The sequence below is a fragment of the Methylomonas sp. HW2-6 genome (assembly GCF_052474525.1).
On the sequence record NZ_CP184124.1, the window covers coordinates 2,681,342 to 2,707,539 of the forward strand.

General features: G+C 55.5%; 28 protein-coding genes. 22 read left to right on the top strand and 6 right to left on the bottom strand.

Annotated features, from left to right (window positions below; all coding sequences use genetic code 11):
• Nucleotides 1–15: 15 nt before the first annotated feature.
• From ACH518_RS13285 to ACH518_RS13335, 11 genes are all read left to right on the top strand, one after another.
• Complete coding sequence (locus ACH518_RS13285) at nucleotides 16–540, top strand: chemotaxis protein CheW (RefSeq protein ID WP_445370428.1); 525 nt, start codon at nucleotides 16–18, stop codon at nucleotides 538–540.
• A gap of 33 nt (nucleotides 541–573) precedes the next feature.
• Nucleotides 574–3,771 (top strand): methyl-accepting chemotaxis protein, encoded by a 3,198-nt coding sequence (locus ACH518_RS13290; protein ID WP_445370429.1) that lies wholly within the window; start codon nucleotides 574–576, stop codon nucleotides 3,769–3,771.
• Between the two features lie 44 nt (nucleotides 3,772–3,815).
• Nucleotides 3,816–4,292, top strand: a complete 477-nt coding sequence (locus ACH518_RS13295) for a chemotaxis protein CheW (RefSeq protein ID WP_140911591.1) — start codon at nucleotides 3,816–3,818, stop codon at nucleotides 4,290–4,292.
• A complete protein-coding gene (locus ACH518_RS13300) occupies nucleotides 4,289–5,053 on the top strand; it encodes a ParA family protein (RefSeq protein ID WP_445370430.1) in 765 nt (254 codons plus the stop codon). The genes ACH518_RS13295 and ACH518_RS13300 overlap by 4 nt, the downstream gene beginning before the upstream one ends.
• Nucleotides 5,053–5,559, top strand: coding sequence for an STAS domain-containing protein (locus ACH518_RS13305; protein WP_445370431.1), 507 nt, complete (start codon nucleotides 5,053–5,055; stop codon nucleotides 5,557–5,559). The genes ACH518_RS13300 and ACH518_RS13305 overlap by 1 nt, the downstream gene beginning before the upstream one ends.
• Nucleotides 5,560–5,595: 36 nt before the next feature.
• Nucleotides 5,596–6,432 carry a CheR family methyltransferase gene (locus ACH518_RS13310; protein WP_445370432.1) on the top strand — a complete coding sequence of 279 codons (837 nt, stop codon included), beginning with the start codon at nucleotides 5,596–5,598 and terminating at the stop codon, nucleotides 6,430–6,432.
• A complete protein-coding gene (gene cheD, locus ACH518_RS13315) occupies nucleotides 6,429–7,064 on the top strand; it encodes a chemoreceptor glutamine deamidase CheD (protein ID WP_140911587.1) in 636 nt (211 codons plus the stop codon). Before ACH518_RS13310 ends, cheD begins: the two co-directional genes overlap by 4 nt.
• 8 nt (nucleotides 7,065–7,072) lie before the next feature.
• A complete protein-coding gene (locus tag ACH518_RS13320; protein ID WP_445370433.1) occupies nucleotides 7,073–8,131 on the top strand; it encodes a protein-glutamate methylesterase/protein-glutamine glutaminase in 1,059 nt (352 codons plus the stop codon).
• Nucleotides 8,132–8,136: 5 nt separating this feature from the next.
• Nucleotides 8,137–9,339 carry a methyl-accepting chemotaxis protein gene (locus ACH518_RS13325; RefSeq protein WP_445370434.1) on the top strand — a complete coding sequence of 401 codons (1,203 nt, stop codon included), beginning with the start codon at nucleotides 8,137–8,139 and terminating at the stop codon, nucleotides 9,337–9,339.
• Nucleotides 9,340–9,376: 37 nt separating this feature from the next.
• Complete coding sequence (locus tag ACH518_RS13330) at nucleotides 9,377–9,676, top strand: STAS domain-containing protein (RefSeq protein WP_140911584.1); 300 nt, start codon at nucleotides 9,377–9,379, stop codon at nucleotides 9,674–9,676.
• A gap of 64 nt (nucleotides 9,677–9,740) precedes the next feature.
• Nucleotides 9,741–10,841, top strand: a complete 1,101-nt coding sequence (locus ACH518_RS13335) for an AI-2E family transporter (RefSeq protein ID WP_278212154.1) — start codon at nucleotides 9,741–9,743, stop codon at nucleotides 10,839–10,841.
• 1 nt (nucleotide 10,842) lies between these two features.
• Here ACH518_RS13335 and ACH518_RS13340 read toward each other — a convergent pair whose 3' ends face one another.
• Entirely contained in the window at nucleotides 10,843–12,255 is a 1,413-nt protein-coding gene (locus tag ACH518_RS13340) for a PhoH family protein (protein ID WP_140911582.1), read from the bottom strand.
• A gap of 283 nt (nucleotides 12,256–12,538) precedes the next feature.
• Here ACH518_RS13340 and ACH518_RS13345 point away from each other — a divergent pair, with 283 nt between their 5' ends.
• The 9 genes from ACH518_RS13345 to rluB all read left to right on the top strand — a co-directional run bounded on the left by ACH518_RS13345 (nucleotide 12,539) and on the right by rluB (nucleotide 20,557).
• On the top strand, nucleotides 12,539–13,078 hold the full coding sequence (locus ACH518_RS13345; RefSeq protein ID WP_140911581.1) for a hypothetical protein: 540 nt from the start codon (nucleotides 12,539–12,541) through the stop codon (nucleotides 13,076–13,078).
• A 29-nt stretch (nucleotides 13,079–13,107) separates the two neighbouring features.
• A complete protein-coding gene (locus ACH518_RS13350; RefSeq protein WP_445370435.1) occupies nucleotides 13,108–13,830 on the top strand; it encodes a tetratricopeptide repeat protein in 723 nt (240 codons plus the stop codon).
• Between the two features lie 120 nt (nucleotides 13,831–13,950).
• The gene (locus ACH518_RS13355; RefSeq protein WP_409563845.1) at nucleotides 13,951–15,771 is read left to right on the top strand and encodes an ATP-dependent DNA helicase; all 1,821 of its coding nucleotides are present in this window, start codon (nucleotides 13,951–13,953) and stop codon (nucleotides 15,769–15,771) included.
• Nucleotides 15,772–15,784: 13 nt separating this feature from the next.
• Nucleotides 15,785–16,474 carry a tRNA (adenosine(37)-N6)-threonylcarbamoyltransferase complex dimerization subunit type 1 TsaB gene (tsaB, locus tag ACH518_RS13360; RefSeq protein WP_140911578.1) on the top strand — a complete coding sequence of 230 codons (690 nt, stop codon included), beginning with the start codon at nucleotides 15,785–15,787 and terminating at the stop codon, nucleotides 16,472–16,474.
• A gap of 117 nt (nucleotides 16,475–16,591) precedes the next feature.
• Nucleotides 16,592–17,212 carry an L-threonylcarbamoyladenylate synthase gene (locus ACH518_RS13365; RefSeq protein ID WP_140911577.1) on the top strand — a complete coding sequence of 207 codons (621 nt, stop codon included), beginning with the start codon at nucleotides 16,592–16,594 and terminating at the stop codon, nucleotides 17,210–17,212.
• Nucleotides 17,213–17,217: 5 nt separating this feature from the next.
• Nucleotides 17,218–17,871: a site-2 protease family protein gene (locus tag ACH518_RS13370; protein WP_445370436.1), complete on the top strand. Its 654-nt coding sequence runs from the start codon at nucleotides 17,218–17,220 to the stop codon at nucleotides 17,869–17,871.
• Between the two features lie 2 nt (nucleotides 17,872–17,873).
• Nucleotides 17,874–18,695, top strand: coding sequence for a segregation and condensation protein A (locus ACH518_RS13375; RefSeq protein ID WP_445370437.1), 822 nt, complete (start codon nucleotides 17,874–17,876; stop codon nucleotides 18,693–18,695).
• A gap of 220 nt (nucleotides 18,696–18,915) precedes the next feature.
• Nucleotides 18,916–19,809 carry an SMC-Scp complex subunit ScpB gene (scpB, locus tag ACH518_RS13380; RefSeq protein ID WP_445370438.1) on the top strand — a complete coding sequence of 298 codons (894 nt, stop codon included), beginning with the start codon at nucleotides 18,916–18,918 and terminating at the stop codon, nucleotides 19,807–19,809.
• Nucleotides 19,757–20,557, top strand: coding sequence for a 23S rRNA pseudouridine(2605) synthase RluB (rluB, locus tag ACH518_RS13385; RefSeq protein ID WP_445370439.1), 801 nt, complete (start codon nucleotides 19,757–19,759; stop codon nucleotides 20,555–20,557). Before scpB ends, rluB begins: the two co-directional genes overlap by 53 nt.
• A 148-nt stretch (nucleotides 20,558–20,705) precedes the next feature.
• On the opposite strand, the gene ACH518_RS13390 is transcribed toward rluB, so the two are convergent.
• The 4 genes from ACH518_RS13390 to ACH518_RS13405 all read right to left on the bottom strand — a co-directional run bounded on the left by ACH518_RS13390 (nucleotide 20,706) and on the right by ACH518_RS13405 (nucleotide 23,430).
• Nucleotides 20,706–21,548 carry a class I SAM-dependent methyltransferase gene (locus tag ACH518_RS13390; protein WP_445370440.1) on the bottom strand — a complete coding sequence of 281 codons (843 nt, stop codon included), beginning with the start codon at nucleotides 21,546–21,548 and terminating at the stop codon, nucleotides 20,706–20,708.
• A gap of 161 nt (nucleotides 21,549–21,709) precedes the next feature.
• Entirely contained in the window at nucleotides 21,710–22,249 is a 540-nt protein-coding gene (locus ACH518_RS13395) for a hypothetical protein (RefSeq protein ID WP_445370441.1), read from the bottom strand.
• A gap of 106 nt (nucleotides 22,250–22,355) precedes the next feature.
• Nucleotides 22,356–23,195, bottom strand: coding sequence for an endonuclease/exonuclease/phosphatase family protein (locus ACH518_RS13400; RefSeq protein ID WP_445370442.1), 840 nt, complete (start codon nucleotides 23,193–23,195; stop codon nucleotides 22,356–22,358).
• Nucleotides 23,196–23,217: 22 nt separating this feature from the next.
• Nucleotides 23,218–23,430, bottom strand: a complete 213-nt coding sequence (locus ACH518_RS13405; protein ID WP_140911573.1) for a DUF6447 family protein — start codon at nucleotides 23,428–23,430, stop codon at nucleotides 23,218–23,220.
• A gap of 190 nt (nucleotides 23,431–23,620) precedes the next feature.
• Here ACH518_RS13405 and ACH518_RS13410 point away from each other — a divergent pair, with 190 nt between their 5' ends.
• Both ACH518_RS13410 and eutC read left to right on the top strand, forming a co-directional pair.
• Nucleotides 23,621–25,000: an ethanolamine ammonia-lyase subunit EutB gene (locus ACH518_RS13410; RefSeq protein WP_445370443.1), complete on the top strand. Its 1,380-nt coding sequence runs from the start codon at nucleotides 23,621–23,623 to the stop codon at nucleotides 24,998–25,000.
• Nucleotides 25,000–25,785 (top strand): ethanolamine ammonia-lyase subunit EutC, encoded by a 786-nt coding sequence (gene eutC, locus ACH518_RS13415; protein WP_445370444.1) that lies wholly within the window; start codon nucleotides 25,000–25,002, stop codon nucleotides 25,783–25,785. Before ACH518_RS13410 ends, eutC begins: the two co-directional genes overlap by 1 nt.
• A 191-nt stretch (nucleotides 25,786–25,976) precedes the next feature.
• Here eutC and ACH518_RS13420 read toward each other — a convergent pair whose 3' ends face one another.
• Nucleotides 25,977–26,180, bottom strand: a complete 204-nt coding sequence (locus tag ACH518_RS13420) for a hypothetical protein (protein ID WP_445370445.1) — start codon at nucleotides 26,178–26,180, stop codon at nucleotides 25,977–25,979.
• Between the last annotated feature and the right edge of the window lie 18 nt (nucleotides 26,181–26,198).

Sequence of the window (26,198 nt, forward strand, 5' to 3'; positions counted from 1 at the left end):
TGCCGCGAATTAAATATGACTCATAACGCCGAAACGATTACCTCCGAACAGGCGGAAGCCATCAATCAGGAACATCTGTTGCAGTTTTTGAGTTTTACCCTGGGTCGGGAAGAATACGGAGTCGATATTTTAAGGGTTCAGGAAATCAGGAGCTGGGAACCCGTGTCGCGTATTCCGAACGTCCCCGCTTACGAAAAAGGCGTCGTTAATCTGCGCGGTGCGATCGTACCCATCATCGACTTACGAGAGCGGTTTCAACTCGGACGCTGCGAATATACCGCGCTTACGGTGGTAGTGGTGCTACAGGCTAAAGTTGAAGACCGGACTAGAATTATGGGCGTGGTGGTCGATGCGGTTTCCGACGTAGTGGACGTCAATAAAAAACAGATTCAAACCGCACCCGATTTTGGGGCCAAGGTCAGTACCGAGTTCATAACCGGTCTGGCTTCAGTCGGCGGCCGGATGGTTATGCTGTTGGACGTCGATAAACTACTTAGTCTCGATGGTGTAAATGATGAAAATGACAATTCGAACAAATAAAGCAAGAAAATTAGCGGCTAAGGAGCGTTCAAAATGAAGATAAACCATCCGGTAACCGACCGTGAAGTGTTGATGAAAGAAGGCACCATCCTGGTTACTAAGACCGATTTAAAAGGTCGGATTGTCGACGTTAACGAAGCCTTTGTCGAAATCAGCGGATTTTCGAGAGAGGAATTGCTCGGCCAGAACCACAATATCGTTCGCCACCCGGATATGCCGCCGGAAGCGTTCGCCGACTTGTGGAGTACGATTTCCAAAGGTAAGCCTTGGCGGAATTTAGTGAAAAATCGCTGTAAATCAGGCGATTACTATTGGGTGGAAGCAAACGTTTCGCCTGTTTTCGAGCAAGGCAAGGTCACCGGTTACGTCTCCGCCCGCTATGCACCGAGTCGGGAGCAAATCCGCGCGGCAGAGCTTTTGTACGACAGAGTCCGTAATAAGAAGAGCCAGATCAGATCGGATCGGTTTGTCGATAAGATCAATTTCGTCAATCGGCTGAACATAACCGCCAAACTGGTGTTATTCGCGCTGCTGTTGCTGCTGCCCGGCGCGGTTTTGCTGGGGATGGTCAACCAAGACAAAAACGCCGACATCGAATTCGCCAGAAAAGAAATCCGCGGCGTAGATTATCTAAAATCGTTGAAACATTTGCTTGTCCAATTGACCGAACATCGAGGAGCAAGCTATCTGGCCTTGTCTGCGGCCGGTAATCGCGACTCCGCCGCATTGGGCCAATCTGCCAAACGGGTTGCCGATGCGATAAAAGCGGCTGATGCGGTGGATGCCGAGTTTGGCGCTGAATTCAACAGCACCGAAGCGTGGCAAAAAATCAAAAGTGATTGGTCGCTACTCGAGCCGCAAAACGCAGCGCAGCTGACTGCGCAAGCCAGTTTGGCTAAGCACAGCGAGTTGGTTGAGAACGTTACCAAGCTGATGATTCATGTTAGCGACCAGTCGAATCTGACGCTCGATCCCGAGGTAGGCACCTATTATGTGATGAACGTTGTCTCGATACGGCTACCGGAATTAATCGACCATGTCAGCGAGCAAATGGCGAATGCGGTTGTATTGGCAAAAGTCGGGACTAGTTTGGACCCGCAAGCCAAAATCGAAATGGCCGTGGTCGACCAGCATATCGGCGAAAGGCTTGGAGAAACCGAACATGATTTGGCGGTGGCGTATGCCGCCGATGCCGAAGCGAAAACGGCGCTGGCCGAGAAACAGGAGATAATGTTTGGCGACACCGCAAAGTTTTCCGATTTGATCAAACAAAATTTATATCTGGCGTCGGCGGTGAACGTTTCGCCGGACCGCATCGCGGCTTCCGGTGCGTCGGCCTTGCAAGCGGTGAATGCCTTATACGATGCCGCAAGTCCGTTATTGAGAAGCATGTTGCAGAAACGGGTCGATGGACTGGAGCAGGAAAAATATCGTCAGTTCGCAGCGGTAAGCGGATTGATAGTGATCGTTGCGCTGATCGGGTTCGCGATTGTCCGCCACATCACTTCGAATCTGCGTACTGTGAAAGGGGTATTTGCCAAAATCACAGAGGGCAATTTCCGTAGCACCATTCACTTGGACGGGCACGACGAACTGGGCGATTTACTACGCAGCTTGCAAATGATGCAAGTCAATCTGAATGTCGACATTTCCGACACACGGGAACGAGCCATAAAAGCCACCCGCGTCGAACGGGCTTTGGATAACGTCAGTTCGTGCGTGATGTTGGCGAATAGTAACTTGGAAATTATCTACATGAACAGAGCGGTAGCGGAGTTGTTCAAAAACGCCGAGCAGGATATTCGGCAGCAGTTACCTCGCTTCGATTCGGCTAAATTGATGGGGGCAAATATCGACCAATTTCATAAAAACCCGAGCCATCAGCGCGGTATGTTGGCCAAATTGGAATCGACTTACAAATCAGGCCTGGAAATCGGTAGCCGCCATATGAATATTATCGCCAATCCGGTCATAGACGCAGAAGGCAACCGGATCGGCACCGTAGTCGAGTGGCTCGATAGAACCCACGAAGTGAAGATCGAACGCGAAATAGCGGACATCGTCGAGGCGGTAAAAGTTGGAGAGCTCTCCAGTCGAATCGAGTTGGGCAACAAGCAAGGCTTTTTTGCCTCGCTCAGTGCAGGCATTAACGAATTGACCGACGTCATCGAAAACGTATTCAGCGATATCGGCAGCACAATGCAGAGTATGGCGGAAGGTGATTTGACCAATCGTATCGATCGCGATTACCGGGGCACCTACTTGAAATGCAAGAACGACATCAACAGCACGATAGACAAATTGAACGAGATATTCGGCCAAGTCAGCGAGTCGGCGCATTTTATCAATAACTCGTCGCAAGAAATTGCGAGCGGGAACAACAACTTGTCGCACCGCGCCGAGCAGCAGGCGGCCAATCTGGAGCAAACGGCTGCCAGCATGGAGCAACTGACCAGTACGGTGAAAAACAATGCCGATAACGCTCAGCAAGCCAACTTGGTAGCCAATAACGCCAAAGATCTGGCTGAGAAAGGCGGAAACGTGGTTAAGGCTGCGGTCGCGGCGATGCAAGAGATCAACGAAAGCAGCAATAAAATTGCCGACATCATCGGTGTCATAGACGAAATTGCATTCCAGACCAATTTGTTGGCATTGAACGCGTCGGTGGAAGCCGCCAGGGCCGGAGAACAAGGACGCGGTTTCTCGGTGGTGGCGACCGAGGTTAGAAATCTGGCGCAGCGCAGTGCGACGGCAGCCAGAGAAAGTAAAGAACTGATTCAAAACAGCGTGCAAAAAGTTCGGGCCGGAACCGAGTTCGTCAATGAAACCGGCAAGGCGCTCACCGAAATCGTTGCCGGCGTCAAAAAAGTGGGAGACATTGTGGCCCAGATAGCGGACGCCAGTGTCGAGCAGTCTGCCGGTATCGGCCAGGTCAACCAAGCCGTGGCGCAGATGGATGAGATAACCCAGCAAAATGCTGCATTAGCCGAAGAAGCTTCGGCGGCAAGCGTATCGATGAGCGATTTGTCCACCAATATGGTCGAGATGCTCGCTTTCTTTAAAACCGACAAAAACATTGGTCAACAACCTGTTGCGCAGCGTGGACATAGCCCCACGGTCGCCCGGGCGGAGGTAGTGCGTAGCGCTCCTGTTGCGGCTCCAGCCGCAAATACGCAGCCTGCCTTTGCCTCTAAATCGAACGATGCGGATGACGAGTGGCAGGATTTTTGAGGGTGTTGCAAACATTATCGAGCGATCGGCGAGGACGATGAGCCATGGCAACCAATAAGCAGGTTGAACAATTTCTGACGTTCGAACTGGCGGGAGACGCTTACGGTATCGATATCTTGAAAGTCCAGGAAATCCGGGGTTGGGAACCGATCCGTAAGATTCCGAATACACCGGCTTTTGTTAAAGGTGCGCTGAATCTGCGCGGGACCATTGTGCCGATTATCGATTTGCGCGAGCGGTTTCAGATGGAAAAAGTCGAATACACGCCGGTGACGGTGGTGATTGTCATGAGTATCCAAACCGCAGCCGGAACCACTGTGATGGGGGTCGTTGCCGATACCGTGTCCGACGTGTTGGATATTAATCCGGCGGATATTAAAAACGCGCCGAATTTGGGGACTAAAATCAATACCGAATATATGCGAGGCATGTATGTCGGCAAAAAACACATGGTGATGCTGTTGGATGTCGACAAATTGCTGAATCCGGAAGAGTTCATCAATATCGCCAATTTGCAATGAAGGCGAAAGTCATAGCCGTACTGAATCAGAAGGGCGGTGTTGGCAAAACCACGACTTCGGTCAATTTGACCCATGCTTTGGCCAGATCCGGAAAGGCGGTAACTGTGATCGATCTCGATCCGCAGTGTCACTTGGCGGTGTCGCTGGGAATCGTCGGGCCGCAGCCGCAAGGGGGGATCGATGAAGTCATGCTGAATTGCGGTTCGTTACAGAGTCGATGCATTCCGGCCAGAAAAAATTTGAATCTGGTGGTGTCCGGCCCACGCCTTCAAGAAATCGAGCAACTAAGCGACGGCGGTTCCTGCCGCGGCGATTTACTGCGCAAGGCTTTGGAACATTCGGATCCGGATCAGGACTTTATTTTCATCGATTGTCCGCCGTCTTCGGGCGTGCTGGTCGCGAATGCCTTGTTCGCCGCCGACGAAATTTTGATTCCGATGACCAGCGATTATCTCGTTCTCCAAGGCTTGTCGCATTTGATGGGGACCATCAAGAAATTCGAGGCGGCGTTGCAACGGCAGTACCGTTTTTCGCTGGTAATGTCGCGTTACATACCGACGCGGCGGTTATCCGCAGATGTATTGGATCTGGTTAAAAACTATTTCCCCGGCAAAATTCTGGCGACACCGATCAGGGAGACGGCGTTGCTGGCCGAGTGCCCGAGTTTTGGTAAGACTATTTTTGAGTATCGTCCAGGCTGCCGTTCGGCACGGGATTTTGCCGAATTGGCCAAAGACTTTTTGGAAAATAGGGTGATGTAATGGCTGAAAATGGCGAAAACAGTTTAATTGGCTACGATCCGTTAGCCTGGATGCGAACCCTGGATCCTGAGGAACAAGCCGCTGAGGCGATGCCGGCGGCTGTACCCGCCGATGGCGGGGACGCCGTGACATCGGTAACGGAAGCCGCCGATACCATCGTCTCCGATACGGCGTCAACCGAGGAACTATCGGAATCCGTGCCGCAAACGTCCGCTAAAGGTAGCTTGGCGTTGGAACAGTTGTTGAATATACAGGGCGTCGCCGATTTGCATCAAAATTTGATGCAAATGTTAAGCCGGTACGATGCGATCGACATAGACGCCTCGGCGGTGGCCAGCATCGACACGTCGACTCTTCAATTGCTGGTGATCCTGAAACGGACGGCCGCAGGGTTGCAGAAAGTCGTGGCGATCGATTTTCCTTCGGATAAGTTTATCGAGGCGGCGGAGCTGTTAGGCGTCTCCGAAATGCTGGAAGTCGATACCGCAGCCTCCGGTTTTTTTTAAACGTCTCCGGTTGGCTATCGAATGGCTACAGGCAATATGGCAAGCAGTATTCGCGAATTCGAATATACTCACGCGGATTTCGATGTTCTTCGAAAAATTTCCCGTCAATATTCCGGCATATTAGTGCCGGACGACAAGTTCGACATGTTTTATTCCCGGCTAGCGAAACGGATTCGTCTGTTGGGTCTGAGCAGCTTTAAAGAATATTGTCAGTATCTCACCGACCATCCCGACACCGAGTTTACCGAGTTCATTAATGCGGTTACGACCAACCTGACTGCGTTTTTTCGGGAAAACCACCATTTCGAATATTTGAGTAGTACCGTGGTGCCTGAGCTTTTGAAAAAAAAAGCCGGGGTCAAACAGGTCAAAATTTGGTCGGCCGGGTGTTCTACCGGTGAAGAGCCCTATTCGTTGGCGATAACCTTAAAAGAAAGGTTGCCGGCCGATTGGGATATAAAGATTCTGGCGACCGATCTCGATACCAATGTGTTGGCCACTGCCGCCAGCGGGGTTTATAGCGAAGAGCGCGTCACCGGTATTGCAGAGCAGCGATTAAAGCGCTGGTTTCAAAAAGGCAGCGGCCGGCAGGCGAACAAAGTGCGCGTCAGAGCCGAATTGCGTCAATTGATAACCTTCAGGCAATTGAACTTGATGCAGGAATGGCCGATGCGCGGCGGTTTCGACGCTATTTTTTGCCGGAACGTATTGATTTATTTCGACCGCGAAACCAAAGCCATGCTCGCAGAACGCTATGCCGGTTTGCTCGATACCGGCGCTTGTCTGTTTATAGGCCATTCGGAATCGTTGCATCAGCTCGATACCGCCTTCGATCCGATTGGAAACACTATTTACAGGAAAGCGCGCAAGTGACCCGTCATACAGTCGAAAAACCACCGATCGCCGGCTTCGAGGGCATAAACCGCTACTGGGATCAGGAAAACCAAATTATTGCCGCGAAATTGATGCCCGGCGACTACTATGTCACCGGTGCCGATGAAATGATCACCACTGTGCTGGGGTCTTGTGTGTCGGCATGTATTCGCGATTGCGAATCCGGAATCGGCGGTATGAACCACTTCATGTTGCCGGAGACCAGCCAAAATCGTTTGAACGCGCGTGACGAAGCCGTGGTGGGCAATGCCTTGCGTTACGGCAATTACGCCATGGAGCATCTGATCAACACCATATTGCAACATGGCGGGAAACGAAAGAATTTGGAAGTCAAGTTATTCGGCGGCGGCAAAATTATTGCTTCGCTGAGTGACGTCGGCGCTCGCAACGTGCAATTTGTGTTGGATTATGTCGATACGGAAGCGTTGAAGTTGGTTTCTCAAGACTTGGGCGATATCTATCCGCGTAAAGTCAATTTCTTTCCGCGTACCGGACGCGTCAGAATGAAAAAAATCAAAGACTTGCATAACCAGACCATTTTCCTGCGCGAGAAACAATACAGTTTCAGCATCAAAGACGCACCGGTCGAAGGCAGCGTCGAGTTGTTCTAGAGGCGAACATGGCAAAAATAAAGCTACTGATCGTCGACGACTCGGCCTTGATCCGGCAGATGCTGACGCAAATTTTTAACGAGGCCGGCGACATAGAGGTCGTCGGCACGGCCAGCGATCCGTTGATCGCTCGCGATAAAATCAAAGCGTTAAACCCCGATGTGCTGACGCTGGATGTGGAAATGCCGCGTATGGACGGTCTGACGTTTCTGAAAAATCTGATGCGTTTGCGGCCGATGCCGGTGGTGATGATTTCGACCTTGACCGAAAAAGGCGCCGAAGTCACCTTGGAGGCTTTGGCTTTGGGTGCCGTCGATTTTGTCGCCAAGCCCAAAGTTGACGTATCGCAAGGCTTACGGGCTTATGCCGACGAAATCGTTAGTAAAATCCGGGTGGCGGCACAGGCCAGGGTAAAGGCTTTGGAAACGCCTAATCCCCGCCTAATTCCCAGCCATACCGACGGCTTGGCAAACACCGTGATGAAAAAACATTTCAAGACTACGCACAAAATCGTCGCATTAGGCTCCTCCACCGGCGGAACCGAGGCGGTCAAACACTTGGTGAGGACTTTGCCGCGGACCGCCCCCGCGATCGTCATTGCCCAGCACCTCCCGCTAGCCTTTAGCGCTTCGTTCGCCAAGCACGTCAATGATGCTACCGACATGACAGTGGGCTTGGCCGAGGATGGGCAGCCGATAATGCCAGGGCATGTTTACATTGCGCCCGGCGATCGCCACTTGTTGGTTGCCCGCGACGGTGCCCGCTACATTTGCCGCTTGGACGACGGTCCGCCAGTGAATCGGCATAGACCGTCGGTTGAAGTTTTGTTTCGTTCGATAGCGCAAAACGTGGGCGGTAACGCCATCGGCGTGATGTTGACCGGTATGGGAGCGGACGGCGCCAAAGCCATGCTGGAAATGCGCGAGGCCGGGGCGATCAATATCGTGCAGGACGAGGCTTCCAGCGTAGTCTGGGGTATGCCTGGGGAGGCCTTCAAACTGGGTGCCGCGCATCATGTGCTATCCTTGAACCGAATAGCGGAAAAACTTTTAGCCCTGGCGGAATAGATCATATGGTGCAGTTTTTTAAAGATAACGGTGTTTTGACTGGCTTGACCGCTGTGGTGTTAGCGCTGCCGTTATTGATTGCCGATACCCGGGTGTATTGGGCTGCCACCGGATTAATCAGCCTGATGTGGATGTTCCGCACGTTTCGTATTCAGTCAGCCGGCGTGCTCCGGCAAGCCGCTCAAGGCGAGCAAAATGAAACGGACATATCCAGGGCGGTTGACAGTTATCTGATTCACCTGAGCGATTGTATCGAACAGGAAAGCAGCACTTTTCGCAGTGAGCTTAACCAATTGAAGGCGATGTTGGCGGATGCGGTCAGCACCATGTCCAATAGCTTCAACAATTTACATGCCTTGACCAGCGGCCAGTCAACGGTGGTTTGCTCGCTGGTATCGGATTTGGAAGATAGTGTTGAGCGGGACAGTGCGCATATCAATTTCACCAGTTTTACCCACGAAACCGATAAGGTTTTGCAATTTTTTATCGACCACATCGTGCAAATCAGTAAGCAAAGCGTGGAAATGGTCGCCGTGATCAACGACGTCGGCGACCACATGGCCCATGTCGAAAAATTACTGGGCGATGTGCAGAAAATCGCCGACCAAACCAATCTGTTGGCGTTGAACGCGGCCATCGAAGCGGCGCGGGCAGGCGAGGCGGGGAGAGGGTTCGCCGTCGTGGCCGGCGAGGTCCGCAATTTATCGAAAAACTCCGATAAATTCAGCGAAGAAATCAAGGCGGTTGTCAAAGCGTCCAAAGATAACATCCGCAATGCTCGCGATATGATCGAAGTGATGGCGTCGAAGGACATGAACCTTGCGTTAAGTTCCAAAGCCAATATCGACAAGATGATGTTCGATATCAGCACGATCAATGCAAACGTCGCCCGAAACGTGGACGAGATTTCCCAACTGACCGGGAAGATAGAAGTCAGTGTGGGCAACGCCGTCAGAGGGCTGCAGTTCGAAGACATGGCCCGCCAATTGATCGAACAGATGCAGGCTAACCTGGACCATTTCGCCGCATTGAAAGACGAAGTTGCCATCGGTATGGCGACGTTCAAAGCGGGAAACCGCAAGGAGTGGCAGTTGGAATTGGGGCAGGGATCGGATCGTATAAGGCAGATGAAACAACAATGGCAGGCCGGTAACTACCGCGTGGTATCGCAATCGTCTATGGACGAAGGCGATGTGGATTTGTTCTGAGTTTGCCGTTCGGGCAATTTTGCGATAAGGAGAAGCTATGGGTATTGAGGCAAGAGCCGATTCTGGCGTATTACACATTAAGGTCAGCGGGAAATTCGATTTCGGTTTGCATAACGAGTTTCGCGAAGCCACCAAGCTGGCTGAGAGCGGCGTGAAACAGATTGACGTCGATTTGTCCGGCACTGACTACATGGACAGCTCAGCGCTGGGGATGTTGTTGGTGTTGCGCGATAAGGTCGGCGGCGACAAGTCGGCGATCCGGATAAAGAACGCTCGCGCCGAAGTAAAAAAAATTCTGGAAATCGCCAATTTCGATAAACTATTCTCTTTAGTTTAACGCCTTTCCTTTTTCCCGTCCGGTAGTTGGGTGCCGGCTCTTGCCGGACCTTCGTCAGCGCTCCATGAACCAGTACAGCAATAATTCCAGTCACGGCATCGTGCGCCTTTTTTTACGGCGTTTCTTACCCAATTCGCAGGTGGCCGGGTTGGCGATAATACTGTTGGGCGGTTTCCTGCTGATATACAGTCTGTTGGGGCTGTTGATGCCGGTATTCGTTGCCGTGGTACTCGCGTATCTGCTGGAGGGCCTGGTCGTCAAATTGGAGTTGCGCGGCGTGGCGCGGCTACTCGCGGTGCATCTGGTGTTTTTTGCCTTTACGGCGGTGCTCGGTTTCGTGCTGTTCGTGTTGGTACCGATGGTATCGGAACAGACTGTACAATTGGTTCAGCACATCCCTGAAATCGTGTCCAGAACCCAAGCCGAGATCATGCGCTTTCCGGAACGCCATCCGGAGTTGATTTCGGAAACCCGGATTCGGGAAATCATGTTCTCGATTCAACAGGATTTGCTCAAATACGGCCAGGACCTGATATCGGGCTCCGCCCAATCCTTCGTCGGCTTGGTGGCCGTAATCATTTACCTGTTTCTGGTGCCGTTAATGGTGTTTTTCTTTTTGAAAGACAAACAGGTGCTGCTGGGGTGGATGTTACAGTTCCTGCCCGCCGACACCAGCTTGAGCCTGCGAGTCTGGCAGGAAGTCGACAAACAAATCTCCAACTACGTGCGCGGCAAGTTTGTCGAAGTCTTCATCTTGTGGGCGATAAGTTATCTGGTGTTTTGGTGGCTGGGTTTGAATTACGCAATGTTGCTGGCAGTATTGATGGGATTGTCCGTGGTGATTCCCTACGTCGGCGCAACCTTGGTCACCTTTCCGGTGCTGGGAGTGGCTTATGTACAATGGGGGGTCGGCGGCGGCGACCAGTTCATGTACGTGTTCGTCGCCTATTCGGTGATCCAAGCCTTGGACGGCGTAATTTTGGTGCCGCTGCTGTTCTCGGAGGCGGTCAATTTGCATCCGGTGGCGATTATCGTTGCCATATTGTTCTTCGGCGGCTTGTGGGGATTCTGGGGCGTATTTTTCGCAATCCCATTGGCCACGCTGGTTAAGGCTGTGTTAACGGCGTGGCCGCGCTGGGAAGCCAACGGCACGTTGGCGGGCTAGCTTACAAATTGTCCGAGGCGAAATCGGCCAAACGCGAGCGTTCGCCGCGGCGCAAGGTGATGTGAGCGCTATTGGGCCAGTTTTTGAAGCGGTCCACCACGTAGGTCAGGCCGGAACTGGTCGCGGTCAGGTAGGGCGTATCGATCTGCGCCAGATTGCCGATGCAGATGATTTTGGTACCCGGTCCGGCCCGGGTGATCAGGGTTTTCAGTTGCTTCGGCGTCAGGTTTTGGGCTTCGTCGATAATCAGATAGCGGTTGAGGAAGGTGCGGCCGCGCATGAAATTCAGCGAGCGGATTTTTACCCGGTTCATCACGACGTTTTGCGACGCGCCTTGTTCCCATTCGGTATTGCCGGCCCGGCTGCCGAGCAGTTCCAGATTGTCCATCAGCGCGCCCATCCACGGCGCCATCTTTTCTTCCTCGCTACCCGGCAAAAAGCCGATGTCCTGACCGACCGGCATGGTTTCGCGGGTCATGATGATTTCCTGATACAGCTTCCGCTCCAGCGTCAGCGACAGGCCGGCCGCCAATGCCAGCAGGGTTTTGCCGGTACCGGCCGAGCCGATCAGGGTTACGAAATCCACTTCCGGATCCATCAAGGCATTCAACGCAAAATTTTGCTCCCGGTTTTTGGCGAAAATGCCCCAGATATTATTGTGTTTAGTCCGGAAGTCCCGCGCCAATTGCAGCACCGCGGTCTCGCCGTCGCAGCTTTTTACGATCGCCTCGAAGCTGTCCTCACCCTCCATGTACAGGTACTGGTTCGGATACCACTCCCTGACCGCCGGCCCGTTGATCCGGTAGTAGGTGTTGTTGTTTTCCTGCCAGGATTCCATCTTGCCGCCGTTTTCGTCCCAGAAGTCGGCATCCAGCGCCAGGCTGCCGCTGTAAAGCAGGTCGATGTCTTCGATGGTCTGGTCGTTGTGGTAATCCTCGGCGTTGATTTGCAGCGCGGCGGCTTTGATGCGCATATTGATGTCTTTCGACACCAAAATCACGTTGACATCCGGATATTCCTTGCTCAAAGCCAGCACGATACTGAGAATGGAGTTGTCGGCGATTTGGCCCGGCAGATCGGCCGGTAACAAATGCGACAATTGCCGGGTTTGAAAAAACAGGCGACCGTCGAATTCGCGCTCGCCGGCCAGCCCGTGCTCGATCCGGGACAGCGGCAGGCCGTCTTTGATCGATTGCTGGTCGGCGTCGCGGATCAACTCGTCCAGAAACCGGCTGACTTGGCGGACGTTACGCGATACGTCGGATAGGCCTTTCTTGGCGTGGTCCAGCTCTTCCAATACCACCATCGGGATGAATACGTTGTGCTCCTGAAACCGGAAGATTGACGTCGGATCGTGCATCAAGACGTTAGTGTCCAGGACGAACAATTTTTTACCGGCGGATTGTATATTCATGGGTTCCTTTTCAAGATCGGTTGCGGCGTTGGCAAGCATGGAGGCGTGCCACTGTTTGTCTTTCTACTCCATCCCGCGCGCCATCGTCAACCGGGCGGGATTTCGGCTTAAATTCCGCTAAAGCGGCGGCTGCCGGACGGAATCAAAAAAGCGGCTGGCAAGCGCGCTGAAATCGGCGAATTTTCTATACTTAAGCCGACGCCATGCCGAAGCGCATAGTCGGTTACAATACCCGCGCTGGCCGTCGATCTCGAATCGATACATTTACTTCCAGGATTGCTTTATGAATTATTCAGTATCAAACCAGCCCGACTTGGATTGGAGCCAAATCAGGGAGACGATCAAGCTGTTGACGGTCTCGGTGGCCCAAGTTGAGAGCAGCATTAAAGACGGCGACGAATCGGTTAACGCATTGGCCAGTACGTTTACCCATATGGTCGACGATATGCAGAAAATTCACGAGTTTCTAGCCTTGGTCGCCCCGAACGACTCGTCCGCTGCGGCTTTGGGCTATTGCGAGTCGATGCAGGACAAGATCAATCAGGCGATCGTGGCGTTTCAATTCTACGATCGCATGCAGCAATGCCTGCAGCACGTCTCGAACAACCTGAAGGGCTTGTCCGAGATCATCGAGACGCCGCACCGGCTATACAATCCGCTGGAGTGGCACAAATTTCAGGAAAGTATTCGCAGCCGCTACACGATGGAGTCGGAAAAAGTCATGTTCGACGCCATCCATCAAGGTAAGAGCATCGAAGAGGCGCTATTGTTGTTTGCTCAGGCAAGTGCACAGAGCCGTCCGGACGAGATCGAACTGTTTTAACTTTTTATCTGTTTGAATTGGCATCACTAATGAAAAATAAATGTTTGTTGGCCCTGGTCCCGTTTTTGCTTCTCGGAGCAGGTTGTAGCAGCGTAGCCGAACCACCGGTGTCAGGCAGCTCGCCGACGAAAAAGATTGCGAAAAAGCCGGCGGCAAAAGCGCCGGCAACAGCCGTCGCCCCAAAAAAACCGGCCGCAGGTCCCAACCCGACCGCAACTTATGCCATTGACAGCGGCCCCGGCAGCGTGAAAGTCGAGCCCAATTTGCCGGCCTTCCGCGCCGAACCGTTGATGCCGCCGGCCGACGTACCGCCGGCACAGCCCGGCGCGGCGGCTCCGGTAGTTCCGGTCAATCCGACTACGCCGCTGGCTACCGTGCCGGCGCCGAGATATGCGGTGGAAGACGCCGCGATTCCGAGCGGGACGCCACCTGCCGTGCTGGCGCTGCTCAGCGAAGCCGACCGTAGCCGCAACAGCGGCGATCTGGATGCCGCTGTCGTCGTGATGGAACGCGCGCTGCGCATCGACGCTCGTAACCCGACCTTGACCTACAAACTGGCCCAATTGCGCCTGAAACAGAACAAGCCGCAACTGGCCGAGGAACTGGCCGGCAAGGCGGCTCTGCTCGCAGGAAGCAACCTGGATTTGAAACGTAAAAGCTGGATGTTGATTGCCGAAGCGCGCAACATGCAGCAAAACCCGCAAGGCGCCAAACAAGCCAAAGCTAAAGCCGAAAGCTTTTTCGGTCATTAAACCGGCTGAAGTTGCAGCGGAGTCAGTGTTAGCGTGAGTAAACTGGATGAAGTGTTCGCTAGCGATGGCGCTTTGGCCGGCATCATCGCCGGTTACTCGCCGCGCGCGGCCCAGATCGAGATGGCGGAAAAAATCGCCTACGCCATCGAATCGCAACAAAACTTGATCGCCGAGGCCGGCACCGGCACCGGCAAGACCTTCGCCTACTTGATTCCGGCCATCCTGTCCGGCAAACGCGTGATCGTGTCGACCGGCACCAAAAACCTGCAAGACCAGTTGTTCAATAAAGATCTGCCGCTGATACGCAAAGCGTTGGCGAAACGGCCTTTTAAAGCCGGTTTGTTGAAAGGGCGGGCCAATTATTTGTGCACCTACCGCTTGGAACAGGCGCTGAATTCCGCCTTCGGCTATAGCCGGGAAGAGGCGTCGGCGCTGGCGCAAATCAAGGCCTGGTCCAAGCGCACCAAAACCGGAGACGTCTCGGAAGCGGCCGATGTCCACGACGGCGACCCGGTCTGGTTTCACGCCACGTCGACCACCGACAACTGTCTGGGTCAGAATTGCCCGGACTACGCCGATTGCTTCCTGACCAAAGCCCGCAAACAGGCGCAAGAGTCGGATATCGTCGTGGTCAACCATCATTTGCTGTGCGCGGACTGGTCGATTCGCGAGACCGGATTCGGCGAGTTGCTACCCGATGCCGATGTCGTCGTCATCGACGAAGCGCATCAATTGGCCGACACCGCCTCCAATTTTCTGGGCGTGACCATCAGCGGCAAACAGTTGACCGATCTGGCCGACGATGCCTTGGCCGAATATTTTACCGACGCCAAGGACATGCCGGACCTGCGCACGGCTTGCGAGGATTTGCAGCACGAAGTCAAGGACATGCGTTTGGCCTTTGGCTTGGAGCTGAGGCGTGGCGACTGGCAGGAGATCGAAAGTAATCCGAAAATCGCCGGCGCCTTGGAATCCCTGCAAAAGCAGTTGGCCCGCTTGACCGACCAATTGGAGCGGGCTTCGGTGCGCAGCAAAGGCCTGGAGTCCTGCTTCGATCGGGCCGAGGCGCTGGATGCGCAACTGGATACCTTGATTAGCGACAAGGACGGCCAATGGATCAAATGGTACGAAACCTACAGCAAGTCGTTCACGCTGAGCCGGACTCCGCTGGATATCGCCAAGGAATTCCGCGGTTTCATGGCTCGCCATAAGGCCACCTGGATATTTACCTCGGCAACGCTCAGCGTCGCCAACAATTTCGTGCATTTCTCCAAGAGCTTGGGTTTGAGCGGCGCGTTGAGCCAAAGCTGGGACAGCCCATTCGATTATCCGAATCAAGCTTTGTTTTACCACCCCAAGGGCCTGCCGCAACCGAACGATCCGGACTTTACCGACAAAATCGTCGATTTTGCGTTGCCGGTGTTGGAAGCCAGCCGGGGCAGGGCATTTTTTCTGTTCACCAGCCACCGGGCCTTGCAGCGCGCCGCGCAATTGCTGGAAGGCAAACTCGACCACCCCTTGCTGGTGCAAGGTACCAAGTCCAAAGGTGTGTTGCTGGATCAGTTCAAGGAACTCGGCAATGCGGTGCTGTTGGCCACCGCCAGCTTTTGGGAGGGCGTCGACGTGCGCGGCGATGCCTTGTCCTGCGTGATTATCGACAAGCTGCCGTTTGCATCGCCGGGCGATCCGGTATTGAAGGCGCGGATGAACGCAATGGAGAAGCAGGGGCGCAACCCGTTTTTCGAACACCAATTGCCCTCTGCCATCATCATGCTGCGCCAGGGCGTGGGCCGCTTGATCCGCGACGTCAACGACCGCGGCGTGTTGATGGTTTGCGATCCGCGCTTGTTGAAACGCTCCTACGGCCAGATGTTTCTGGATAGCGTGCCGGCCATGAAACGCAGCCGGGATATCGCCGACGTCCGCCAATTTTTTGCATAACGAAGGAAAGGCTTTGAAGTTACTAGCGGTAGAAACCTCGACCGACGCCTGTTCGGCGGCATTGTTCATCAACGGCGAAATCCGGGAAGAGTTTGCCATCGCGCCGCGCGAGCACACCAAGTTGATTCTGCCGATGATCGACCGTCTGATGGCCGAAGCGCAACTGCGGCCGCAACAGTTGGATGCCATCGCCGTCAGCCGTGGTCCCGGCTCGTTTACCGGCGTTCGCATCGCCGGCGGCGTGGTACAGGGTATCGCCTACGGTGCCGATTTGCCGGTGGCGCCGGTATCGACCCTGGCCGCGATTGCTCAAGATTTCTTCAATAAGCGCAGCGATCCCGAAATTGCATTTACCGCGATGGATGCGCGGATGGGCGAGATCTTTTGGGGCGTTTATCGGCGCAGCGACTTGGGCTTGGCCGAATTGCTCGGCGCCGAAGCGGTTACGCCCGCCGCGGATATTCAGGTCGGCGATGAAACCGGCTATGGCGTTGGCTCCGGCTGGACCGAGTACGCCGAGCTGCTGGCGCAGCGATTAGGTCAGCGGCTGTTGTCCGTCGAAGCCGAAGCAATATGGCCGCGCGCCGCCTGTATCGCCCAACTCGGCGCATTTCTGTGCGCCAACGGCGGTGCGGTGCCGGTGGAGCAGGCCATGCCGGTCTATTTGCGTGACAAGGTCGCGAAAAAGCAGTCGGAGAGGTAATAAATTAACGGATTCAGCAAGTTAAGTTGTGGCCGTTAGCCGGCAAGGCAAATGTCCGGCAAGGTTTTCCGCCGCTTGTGCGGTACAATGACCTTCTTTAAGCCGACTTTCTAGCCCATGGCGCAATATTTCGAAATCCACCCGAAGAATCCGCAGCCGCGGCTGATTCAACAAGCCCTGAATATTCTGCGCGACGGCGGCGTGATTGCCTATCCGACCGATACCTCATACGCGTTGGGCTGCCAGATCGGCGACAAGGCGGCGATGGATACCATCCGCGCGATTCGCCGGCTGGACGATAATCACAATTTCACATTGATTTGTACCGATTTATCGCAGGTATCGACCTTTACCAAAATGGGTAACGATGCCCATCGGCTGATCAAAAAACTGACGCCGGGGCCGTTCACGTTTTTGCTGGATGCGACGCGGGAAGTGCCGCGCCGGCTGCAACACCCGAAAAAGAAAACTATCGGCGTGCGGATACCGGATCACGTCATTGCCAGAACCTTGGTCGAGCAGTTGGGCGAGCCGTTGCTGACCACTACCCTGATCATGCCAGGCGAAACCGATGCGCTGGCCGATCCTTACGAAATCAGGCAGCGCCTGGAAAAAGAGCTGGCTCTGGTCATTGACGGCGGCGTGATCGAGCACCAATCGACCACGGTAATCGCCTGCGGCGATAAAACCATCGAAATAGTCAGGCAAGGTATCGGTATCGCGCCGATGTTGGAGTAAAAACGATGATGGACGAATTAACTCTGGTGCAGCGCATCGTGGTCTGGATCTTACCGGTGATTTTTGCGATTACCGTGCATGAAGTGGCTCACGGCTGGGTTGCCAAACTATTGGGCGACAATACCGCGGCGTCGCAAGGCCGGTTGACGGTGAATCCGCTCAAGCATATCGATATCTTGGGAACCCTGATTATTCCCGGCTTGTTGCTGCTGACTTTCACCGGCTTCGTATTCGGTTGGGCCAAGCCGGTGCCGGTCGATCCGCGTAACTTCAAGAAACCGTTGCAGGGTATGGCCTGGGTGGCCTTGGCCGGACCGGTGTCCAACCTGTTGATGGCCGCGGCCTGGGCGTTGATCGCCAGGCTGGGGGTGATGCTGGAAATCGAATTTATTTCAATGCCTTTTATCTACAGCGGCGTGGCCGGCATCAGCATCAACCTGGTATTGGCCTTGATCAATATGTTGCCGATCCCACCACTGGACGGCAGCCGGATATTGTCCGGTATGCTGCCGCATTACTGGGCTTGGCAATATAACCGCCTGGAACGTTTCGGCTTTGTGATTTTGCTGATTCTGTTGGCGACCGATGTCTTGAAATACGTCCTGGCCTACCCGTTGTATTACGCCCAGCAATTGTTTTTCAGTCTGGCGGGAATTTAGGTTTGAACGAAACCGCATTAGCCGTCGAGCCGGTTGCGGCGCCGTTGGCCCTGGTCCAAGGCCAGCCGTTCCAGGAACTGCCGGAAGACCTCTACATTCCGCCCGATGCGCTGGAAGTGTTTCTCGACGCCTTCGAGGGGCCGCTGGACTTGCTGCTGTATTTGATCCGCCGCCAGAATCTGGATATTCTCGACATTCCGATCGCACAGATCACCCGGCAGTACATCGCCTATATCGAAATGATGGAAAACCTGCGCCTGGAACTGGCCGCCGAATATTTGGTCATGGCGGCCTTGCTGGCCGAAATCAAATCGCGGATGTTGTTGCCGCGCCAGCCGGAGAGCGAGGAAGAGGAAGAAGACCCCAGGGCGTTTTTGATCCGTAAATTGCAGGAATACGAGGCGATCAAGAAAGTCGCCGAAGAGATCGATCTGTTGCCCAGAAACGAGCGCGACACCTTCGAATTCGGCGTCGACACCTCGACTGTCAACGTTCGGCAGATTGTGCCGGACGTGGAACTCAAGGAATTATTGCTGGCCTTTCAGGACGTGTTGAAGCGCGCCGAACGGCTCAGCCACCACCACATAACCAAAGAGCCCCTATCAGTCCGTGAACGAATGGCAGCCATTTTGGAAAAACTTAACCGAGCAGATATCCTCCCTTTCCCAGCGTGTTTTACCCGAGGTGAAGGAAAAAACGGGGTGGTTGTCGCGTTTCTTGCCATCCTTGAACTCTCCAAGGAACGAGTCATCGACATCTTTCAGCCCGAGCCCTACGCCGGCATCCACGTCCGTTTCCGCGCCAACACCGGCACAGGCGATTGAGCCGCCGCCAACCGCCAGCCTTGTCGACCATGTTAGCCCGCCAACCAAGCCTCGCGCCCCGCGCAAGCCGCGGATCAAACCCGAGCCGGTCAAAATTTTGGTTCCGGTCAAGCGTCGGGCAGTACGGTTTCCACCCGGCTGGAGCGGCGAATCTCGCGTCCAACCGGAGCCGCGCGAAGCGCCGGTCCTTGCCAAGCCTGCGGGCCGGCGTGCAGTACGTTTGCGGCCTAATTGGCAAAGCGATTGGCGTAAACCTGAAATCGAGCAAAAATCCGAGACTATTGCTATCCGCCGCCGCTCGACCCGCCTGCCGCCGCAATGGGCTGCCGTCATCCGCGCCAGCGAACACCAGGCTATCATCGTCGAACGCCATTTGCCGGCGCCGGAACGGGTTAAAGACTGCGACATGAACACCAAGCGCATCGTCGAAGCCATCTTGTTTGCCGCCAATCGGCCGATGACCATCCGTCAGATTCAGGAGACCTTTCCGGAACTGGAACAGCCGGACACACTGACGATTCAGATGGCCCTGGAAGACATCGCCCGCGATTACGCCGATCGGCCGATCGGCCTCCGGCAACTGGCCAGCGGTTACCGGTTTCAGGTGCGCGAAGGCCTGTCGCCTTATGTGACCCGGCTATTCGAGGAAAAACCGGCCCGCTATTCGCGCGCGCTATTGGAAACCCTGGCCATCATCGCCTACCGTCAGCCGGTGACCCGTGGCGAAATCGAGGACATTCGCGGCGTCAGCGTCAGCAGTTCCATCATCCAGACTTTGCTGGAACGGGAGTGGATTCGGGTGATCGCCCATAAAGAGGTGCCGGGCCGGCCGGCCTTGTTCGGCACCACCAAACTATTTCTGGATTATTTCAATTTAACTTCGTTGAACGACTTACCGACCTTGCAAGAAATCGCCGATTTCGATTTCGGTAATCCGCCGCAACCGCAGACCGAGCAGGACCACAGTGAAAGATCGCAAACCGTCGAAACCGCACCAACCGTCAACCCGTCCGGAGCACCGGAAGCCGATCGAACCGAACCGCAAACCGAAGTCGGCGCCAATGCGCAAGCCGAAACCGGCGCCGACGGCGAAAAAGGCCTCACCCTCCACTGACAACGTAAGCGCGGGCGGCGAACGGATTCAAAAATTGCTGGCCCGCGCCGGTTTGGGTTCCCGGCGCGAAATCGAGCGCTGGATCAGCGAAGGCAAGCTGTTGGTGAACGGCAACCCGGTGCAGTTGGGCTACCACCTGAAACCGGACGACCATTTGCAGATCAATGGCCGCATCGTCAAATGGGAGAAATACGCCGAACAGCCGACCCGGGTGTTGGTGTACCACAAACCGGTCGGAGAATTGGTCACCCGCCGCGATCCGGAAGGCCGGCCGGTGATATTTACCCAACTGCCGCGGCTGCAGGTCGGACGCTGGATCGCGGTCGGCCGATTGGATATCAACACCTCCGGCTTGATTCTGGTCACCAACAACGGCGAATTGGCCAACCGCTTGATGCATCCGTCGCGGGAAGTGGAGCGCGAGTACGCGGTGCGGATCCTGGGCGAAGTCGACGATGCCATGCTGGAGCGCTTGAAAACCGGGGTTGAGCTGGAAGACGGCCCGGCCCATTTCGAAGACGTCAGTTTCTACGCCGGCGAGGGCGCCAACAAATGGTACTACGCCACGGTGAAACAGGGCCGCAACCGCTTGGTAAGGCGGCTATGGGAATCGCAAGGCGTCAAAGTCAGCCGCCTGATCCGGGTCCGCTATGGCGACGTCACGCTGCCGGAGCGGGTCAGGGCGCATTCGTTTTATGAATTGGAACCCAAGGAATTGCAGGGGTTGATGGAGTTTGTGGGGTTGTAGTTTGAGGAATTCCGCATTTCCTGAGCTCGCGCGGGATAGTCTGTAACAGCTTCAGTTCCCGGATCGTTGAAAAAGCGGTTCCATCCTTCGACTGCCCAAGTGCAAGAGTTTTACAGGGCCAACTGTTTTTAAGATCAACAGTAGCTGGCTACCGCTCAGCTTGATCGATTACCGGTTTGCGAAAGCGTAAAGTCATGCGGTCGCTTTCGCCGATGGCGGCGTATTTCGCCCGGTTTTTCGCGCCGAGGCTGAAGCTGGGCGATAAATTCCAGACTCCGCTCTCATGGTCTTTGCTATCTGCCGGATTGGCGTTGATTTCGCTGGCGGCTTCCAGCTCAAATCCGGCCTGTTCGGCCCAGGCAATCACTTGGTTTTGCGTGGTGTAACCGGCGTTGCCGCCGTTGGCTGCATCCGGATTGGCCCGATGTTCGACGACGCCTAAAATGCCGCCGGGCTTCAACACGTCGAAACAGCCGCGAAACATCGATTCTGCAGTACCGTTTTCCCGCCAATTATGCACGTTGCGAAAGGTCAGTACCCTGTCGGCCGAGCCGGGAGAGCCGAATCGGGGGTGGCCTTCGTCGAAGCGGCGGATTTCCGGTCTGCCGTAAATACGGGGTAAACGCGCCAGTTTGATTTTCAGGGTTTTGAGTTGCCGATCGTAATAGTACTGCGAACTTGGATTAACGGCACTGTCCGGGTCGATCACTGCCGCGACGTAATGGCCGTTGTCCCTTAGCAAAGGAGCCAGGATTTCGGTGTACCAACCGCCGCCGGGGATGATTTCGATCACGGTCTGATCGGGATAGATTTCAAAAAAGCTTAAAGTTTGTGCCGGATGCCGCCAGATGTCGCGGGCGACGTTGGCCGGCTCGCGCCAGTGTCCGGCGATCGCGGCTTCCAGGGTAGAGCTTGCCGGCGCAGAAGTTTCGTTGGGCGGAGTACAGGCCGCCAAAGCGGTAAGGATGCATAAATGAATGCTTCTTGGCATCGGTGCCGGCCTTGTTTCCGGGAGGGGAGTCGGCTCGAGGCCTGGGCGTTCAATATAACGTGTTCGCGGCCATCGTCAACCCAGCCAAACCGGAGGGTAGGTGCCGATCTTTGTCATCTAGACCTTCCAGCCTAATCCGGGCGAATCGAGATACCTTGTGCTCAATTGATTTCGTTTAGCATGTCTTCCTCGGCGTAGAATCGGTTTTCGGTGATGACGTCGGCGGCGATGCGATTGTTGAGCAGGTTGTCGACGTCGTCCAGCACGCGGTCGACGATGTTCGGGATTTCGGCGCGTTCGGCCGATTTTTGCAACGCGTTGCCCCATATCCCGACGTGCCGGGTCGTGATGCGGCGCACGCTATTGTCTTTGGCCCATTCTGCGGCGATGGCGATGCCCAATCGGCGCAGTTTGGCTGCTATTTCGCGTTTGACGCCGGGGTCTGTAATTTTGCCGGCCAAATCCCGGCTGATTTGGTTCCAGCCGGTCGGATACAGGTCCCAGCCCTGGTAAAAACGTTCGACCCAGGCCAGGTATTGGTCCAGGCTTTGCAGCTCGGCATTGCGGTGGTCTTGCAGGTAAAACTCGGCAAACCCGGCTTGCGCCGGCAAGCTGGCCGGCCATGCCGCGTGCCGGTCGGCGCTGGTCGCACAGCCACCCAGCCAGCCCATCGCCAACAAAATCAGAATACGGATTGTCATGGCACGTGTCCGGAGCCGGGAATAAAGCCTGGATTTTAGGGCGCGGCCGTGACAGGACGGTTAAGGTACGGTTACGGTTATTTGACGCAAGCCAAACGCCTCCGGCTCAAAACAATTCGAAGCGGGCCAGATAACCGAAGTGGTCGGATACGGCCGGATAAAACGTGTCGTTGAAAATCGGCGTCATTTCGCGGACCCGCAACGGCTGGCCCTTACGTTTGAAGATGTAATCGATGCGCCGCGGCGGACTGTGGCGCCAGCCGTCGATCTGGCCGCGGAAAGTCGGTTCGTAAAACCGCTGCGGATGTAGCTCGTGATATTGGTCGACGTATTCGCCGTTGCCGACGATTTTATGGTAGGCCTGCTCGCCGGCTGGCGCATTGAAATCGCCGACCATCAAATCGCCCCGGACGCCGAAATGGTAACGCGACCCGATCAGCCATTTCAGCCGTTCGTATTCCTGATGGAAGCCGTGGTGGGCCCAGCTCAAATGCACGTTGGCCAAGTGCAGCAGGCCGAAGTGGGGGATGTCGATGCAGCTCAGCGTGACATTGCGCGACATGTAATTGTCTTTGCCGGAATCGTGCGAGACGTAGGCGGAATAGTTGTGCCGCAGCGGATGGCGGCTGAGGATCGCGGTGCCTTCCCGCCAACGCTGAAAACCGATATGGCTCCAATCCTGGTGGATGTGGAACCAATGCCCCCATTCCCGCAAGCGCCGGCAAATCCGGAATGCCATGTTCGACGGCGCCTCACCATAAGGCTGAGTAATAGGATCGTACCGGTATTCGCCGACTTCCTGAAAGCAGATCGCGTCTATGCCTTGTTGGGCAACGGCTTCGGCGATGATGTGCACCTCGCGTTCGTGCAGGTGCATGGTTTCGAAGCAGTTGTGGCGGGAGTGTTGCTGGTAGGTATGCAGATTCAGCGTCAGTAGCGAAAACACCGGCGCTCCAGCCGAAAACGGTTTAACCCAATTTGGCGAATTCGGTTTGCAGCGTGGTCAGAAAGGTTTCCCGCGCGACCTGGGCTATGCCCAATTGTTGTTGCAGCCGCTGAATCTCGGCGTCGACGATTTGCAGATTGGCCAGTTGCGCTTTGGCAAGCTCGCTAAGGCTGTCGATCGGGTGGGTTTTGTCGCCTATGGTCAGGGTTGGAGAAGTGGTGTTGGTGTCAGTCATCGAATAAATCCGGAAGTGGTCAAGTAAGCCGGCCCGACTGCCGGGCCGAATCTTATTTCAGTTTAATCGGGAAATATTACAAATTTGTTAGCGTTGGCAGCATGCCGGAAATGGCCGCTGTCATAAATCGGTCATCTGGCCGACGTATCCTCGATCGGTATCTTCAACTTCCGGCCGCGGCCGCTCGACCATGCAATACTCGGCAACCGTACACGGCAGAAGCGTCCGTTTCGCCGATCTGCGTACCTTGATGGCCAAGGCCTCGCCCAGACGGGCGGCCGACGAATTGGCCGGATTGGCGGCAGAATCGGAATTCGAGCGTGCCGTCGCCCAGCAAATTCTGGCCGATGTGCCGTTGCGCGAATTTCTGGAGCAACCCTTGATTCCGCCGGAACGCGACGAGGTCAGCCGATTGATTCTGGAACGTCACGATCCGGCGGCCTTTGCACCGGTGGCGGCGTTGTCGGTCGGCGAATTCCGCGACTGGCTGTTGGCCGATACCGGCGACCTGACGGCTTTGGCCGCCGGCTTGACGCCGGAAATGGTGGCGGCGGTCAGCAAGATCATGCGCAATCAGGATTTGATCGCGGTAGCGCGCCGCCTTCGCGTGGTCAGCCGGTTTCGCAACACGCTGGGTTTGGCCGGGCGCCTATCGACCCGCTTGCAACCCAACCACCAGACCGACGACCCGCGCGGCATCGCCGCCAGCATCATCGACGGTTTGCTGTACGGCAGCGGCGACGCGGTGATCGGCATCAATCCGGCCACCGACAATCTGCACAACGTGCGCACCTTACTGGAATTGCTCGACGACGCAATCGGCCGTTACCAAATTCCGACCCAGTCCTGCGTACTGTGCCACGTGACGACGGCAATGGAGTTGATGCAACGCGGTGCAGCCGTCGACCTGGTGTTCCAATCCATCGCCGGCACCGAAGCGGCCAACCGTAGTTTCGGTATCGATCTGGCGCTGTTGGGTGAGGCCAAAGCGATGGCCGAAGCGCTGAACCGGGGCGATGTCGGCAATCAGGTGATGTATTTCGAAACCGGCCAAGGCAGCGCGTTGTCCGCTAACGCCCATCACGGTGTCGACGCCCAAACCTGCGAGGCGCGGGCTTATGCCGTGGCGCGCGAGTTCGCGCCGTTGCTGGTCAATACCGTGGTCGGCTTCATCGGCCCGGAATATCTGTACGACGGCAAACAAATTATCCGCGCCGGCTTGGAAGACCACTTCTGCGGCAAATTGCTCGGCCTGCCGATGGGCTGCGACGTGTGCTACACCAACCACGCCGAAGCCGACCAGAACGATATGGACAACTTATTGACCCTGCTCGGCGTCGCTGGCTGCAATTTCATCATGGGCATACCCGGCGCCGACGACGTGATGCTGGCTTACCAGAGCACCTCGTTTCACGATGCCTTATATCTGCGCCAAGTGCTGGGCTTGCGGCCGGCGCCGGAATTCGAAGCCTGGCTGGAGCGGATGGGCATTTTCGACGGCGAGAACCGTCTGTCGGACTTGCGTGCCAAAGCCCCGTTGTTGAGCCGGTTCGCGGCCTTGCTCGAATAATGTCCGCGCCCGACCCCTGGTTCGAACTCCGGCGTTACACTCAGGCCCGCATCGGCCAGGGCCGGGCCGGCTGCGCCACGCCGACTGCGGCGCAGCTTGAATTCCAACTGGCCCACGCGCTGGCGCGGGACGCAGTGCATCAGCCCTGGCAAGTCGGCGATTTTGCCGAGGCGCTGGCGGCAAACGGTTGGCAAACCTTGCGCTTGGCAACGCCGATCCACAGTCGGCAGCATTATCTGCAGCGGCCCGATCTCGGCCGCGTCCTGGATCAAACTAGCCGCGACCGTTTGCAAAAACTGGACTTGCCGGCCGCCGATGTGGCGCTGGTCGTAACCAACGGCTTGTCCTCAGCCGCCGTCGAACAGCACGGCCTAGCGCTATTGGCGGCGATAGTCGCAGCTTACGCCAAGTGTTCGCTGAGCCTGGGTCCGATTTGCCTGGTGCCGGACGCGCGGGTCGCGGTCGCCGACGAAATCGGCGCTTTGCTGGGGGCGAAACTGGCGGTGATTCTCGTCGGCGAACGGCCCGGCCTGAGTGCGGCGGACAGTCTGGGCATTTACTTGACCTACGCCCCGCAACCGGGTCGCACCGACGCCGAACGCAATTGTCTTTCCAATATTCGCCCACCCGCAGGCATGAGCTACACCGCGGCGGCGGCCAAATTGGCGTATCTGAGCTGCCAAGCCTTACAGCGGCAACTGTCCGGCGTGGCGTTGAAAGACGATACTGACGATATCGCTATTGCGGCCGCTCCGGGTCGCGCCAACCTCAAGCCCTTGAGTTAATTTTCAGTCCGGTTGTAGATATCCGGCCTTACTGTTTTACCGATCAAGGTCCATCGCACCGGGCCTGCGCTGACCACCAGATGGCAAATCAGAGTCGGCAAATCGTTTGGCGTAGGGGCGTTTTGCTCCGGATTTGTGCCACCTGAGCCGTTCGAGTTTTTCAGGTAAAAAATCGCCCGTGTTTTTGCTGCTCAGAAATCAGCGCTTGCTTCTCCAATAGGCCTTCCTGCGCATGAGCTTCGCACCTTCCTCCCTCCGCAATGCTTTCCGGATTCATCGCTAAAGCCGATTAGCCACCGTTCCATTGCATAAGGTTCGGAAACAGCGATAAATATTTCGATGCGGTGCTTGCCAAATAGAGTTTGTTCGGAAATAATAAAAACGAAACGTTTCATTTTTATTTACCGGAGCAG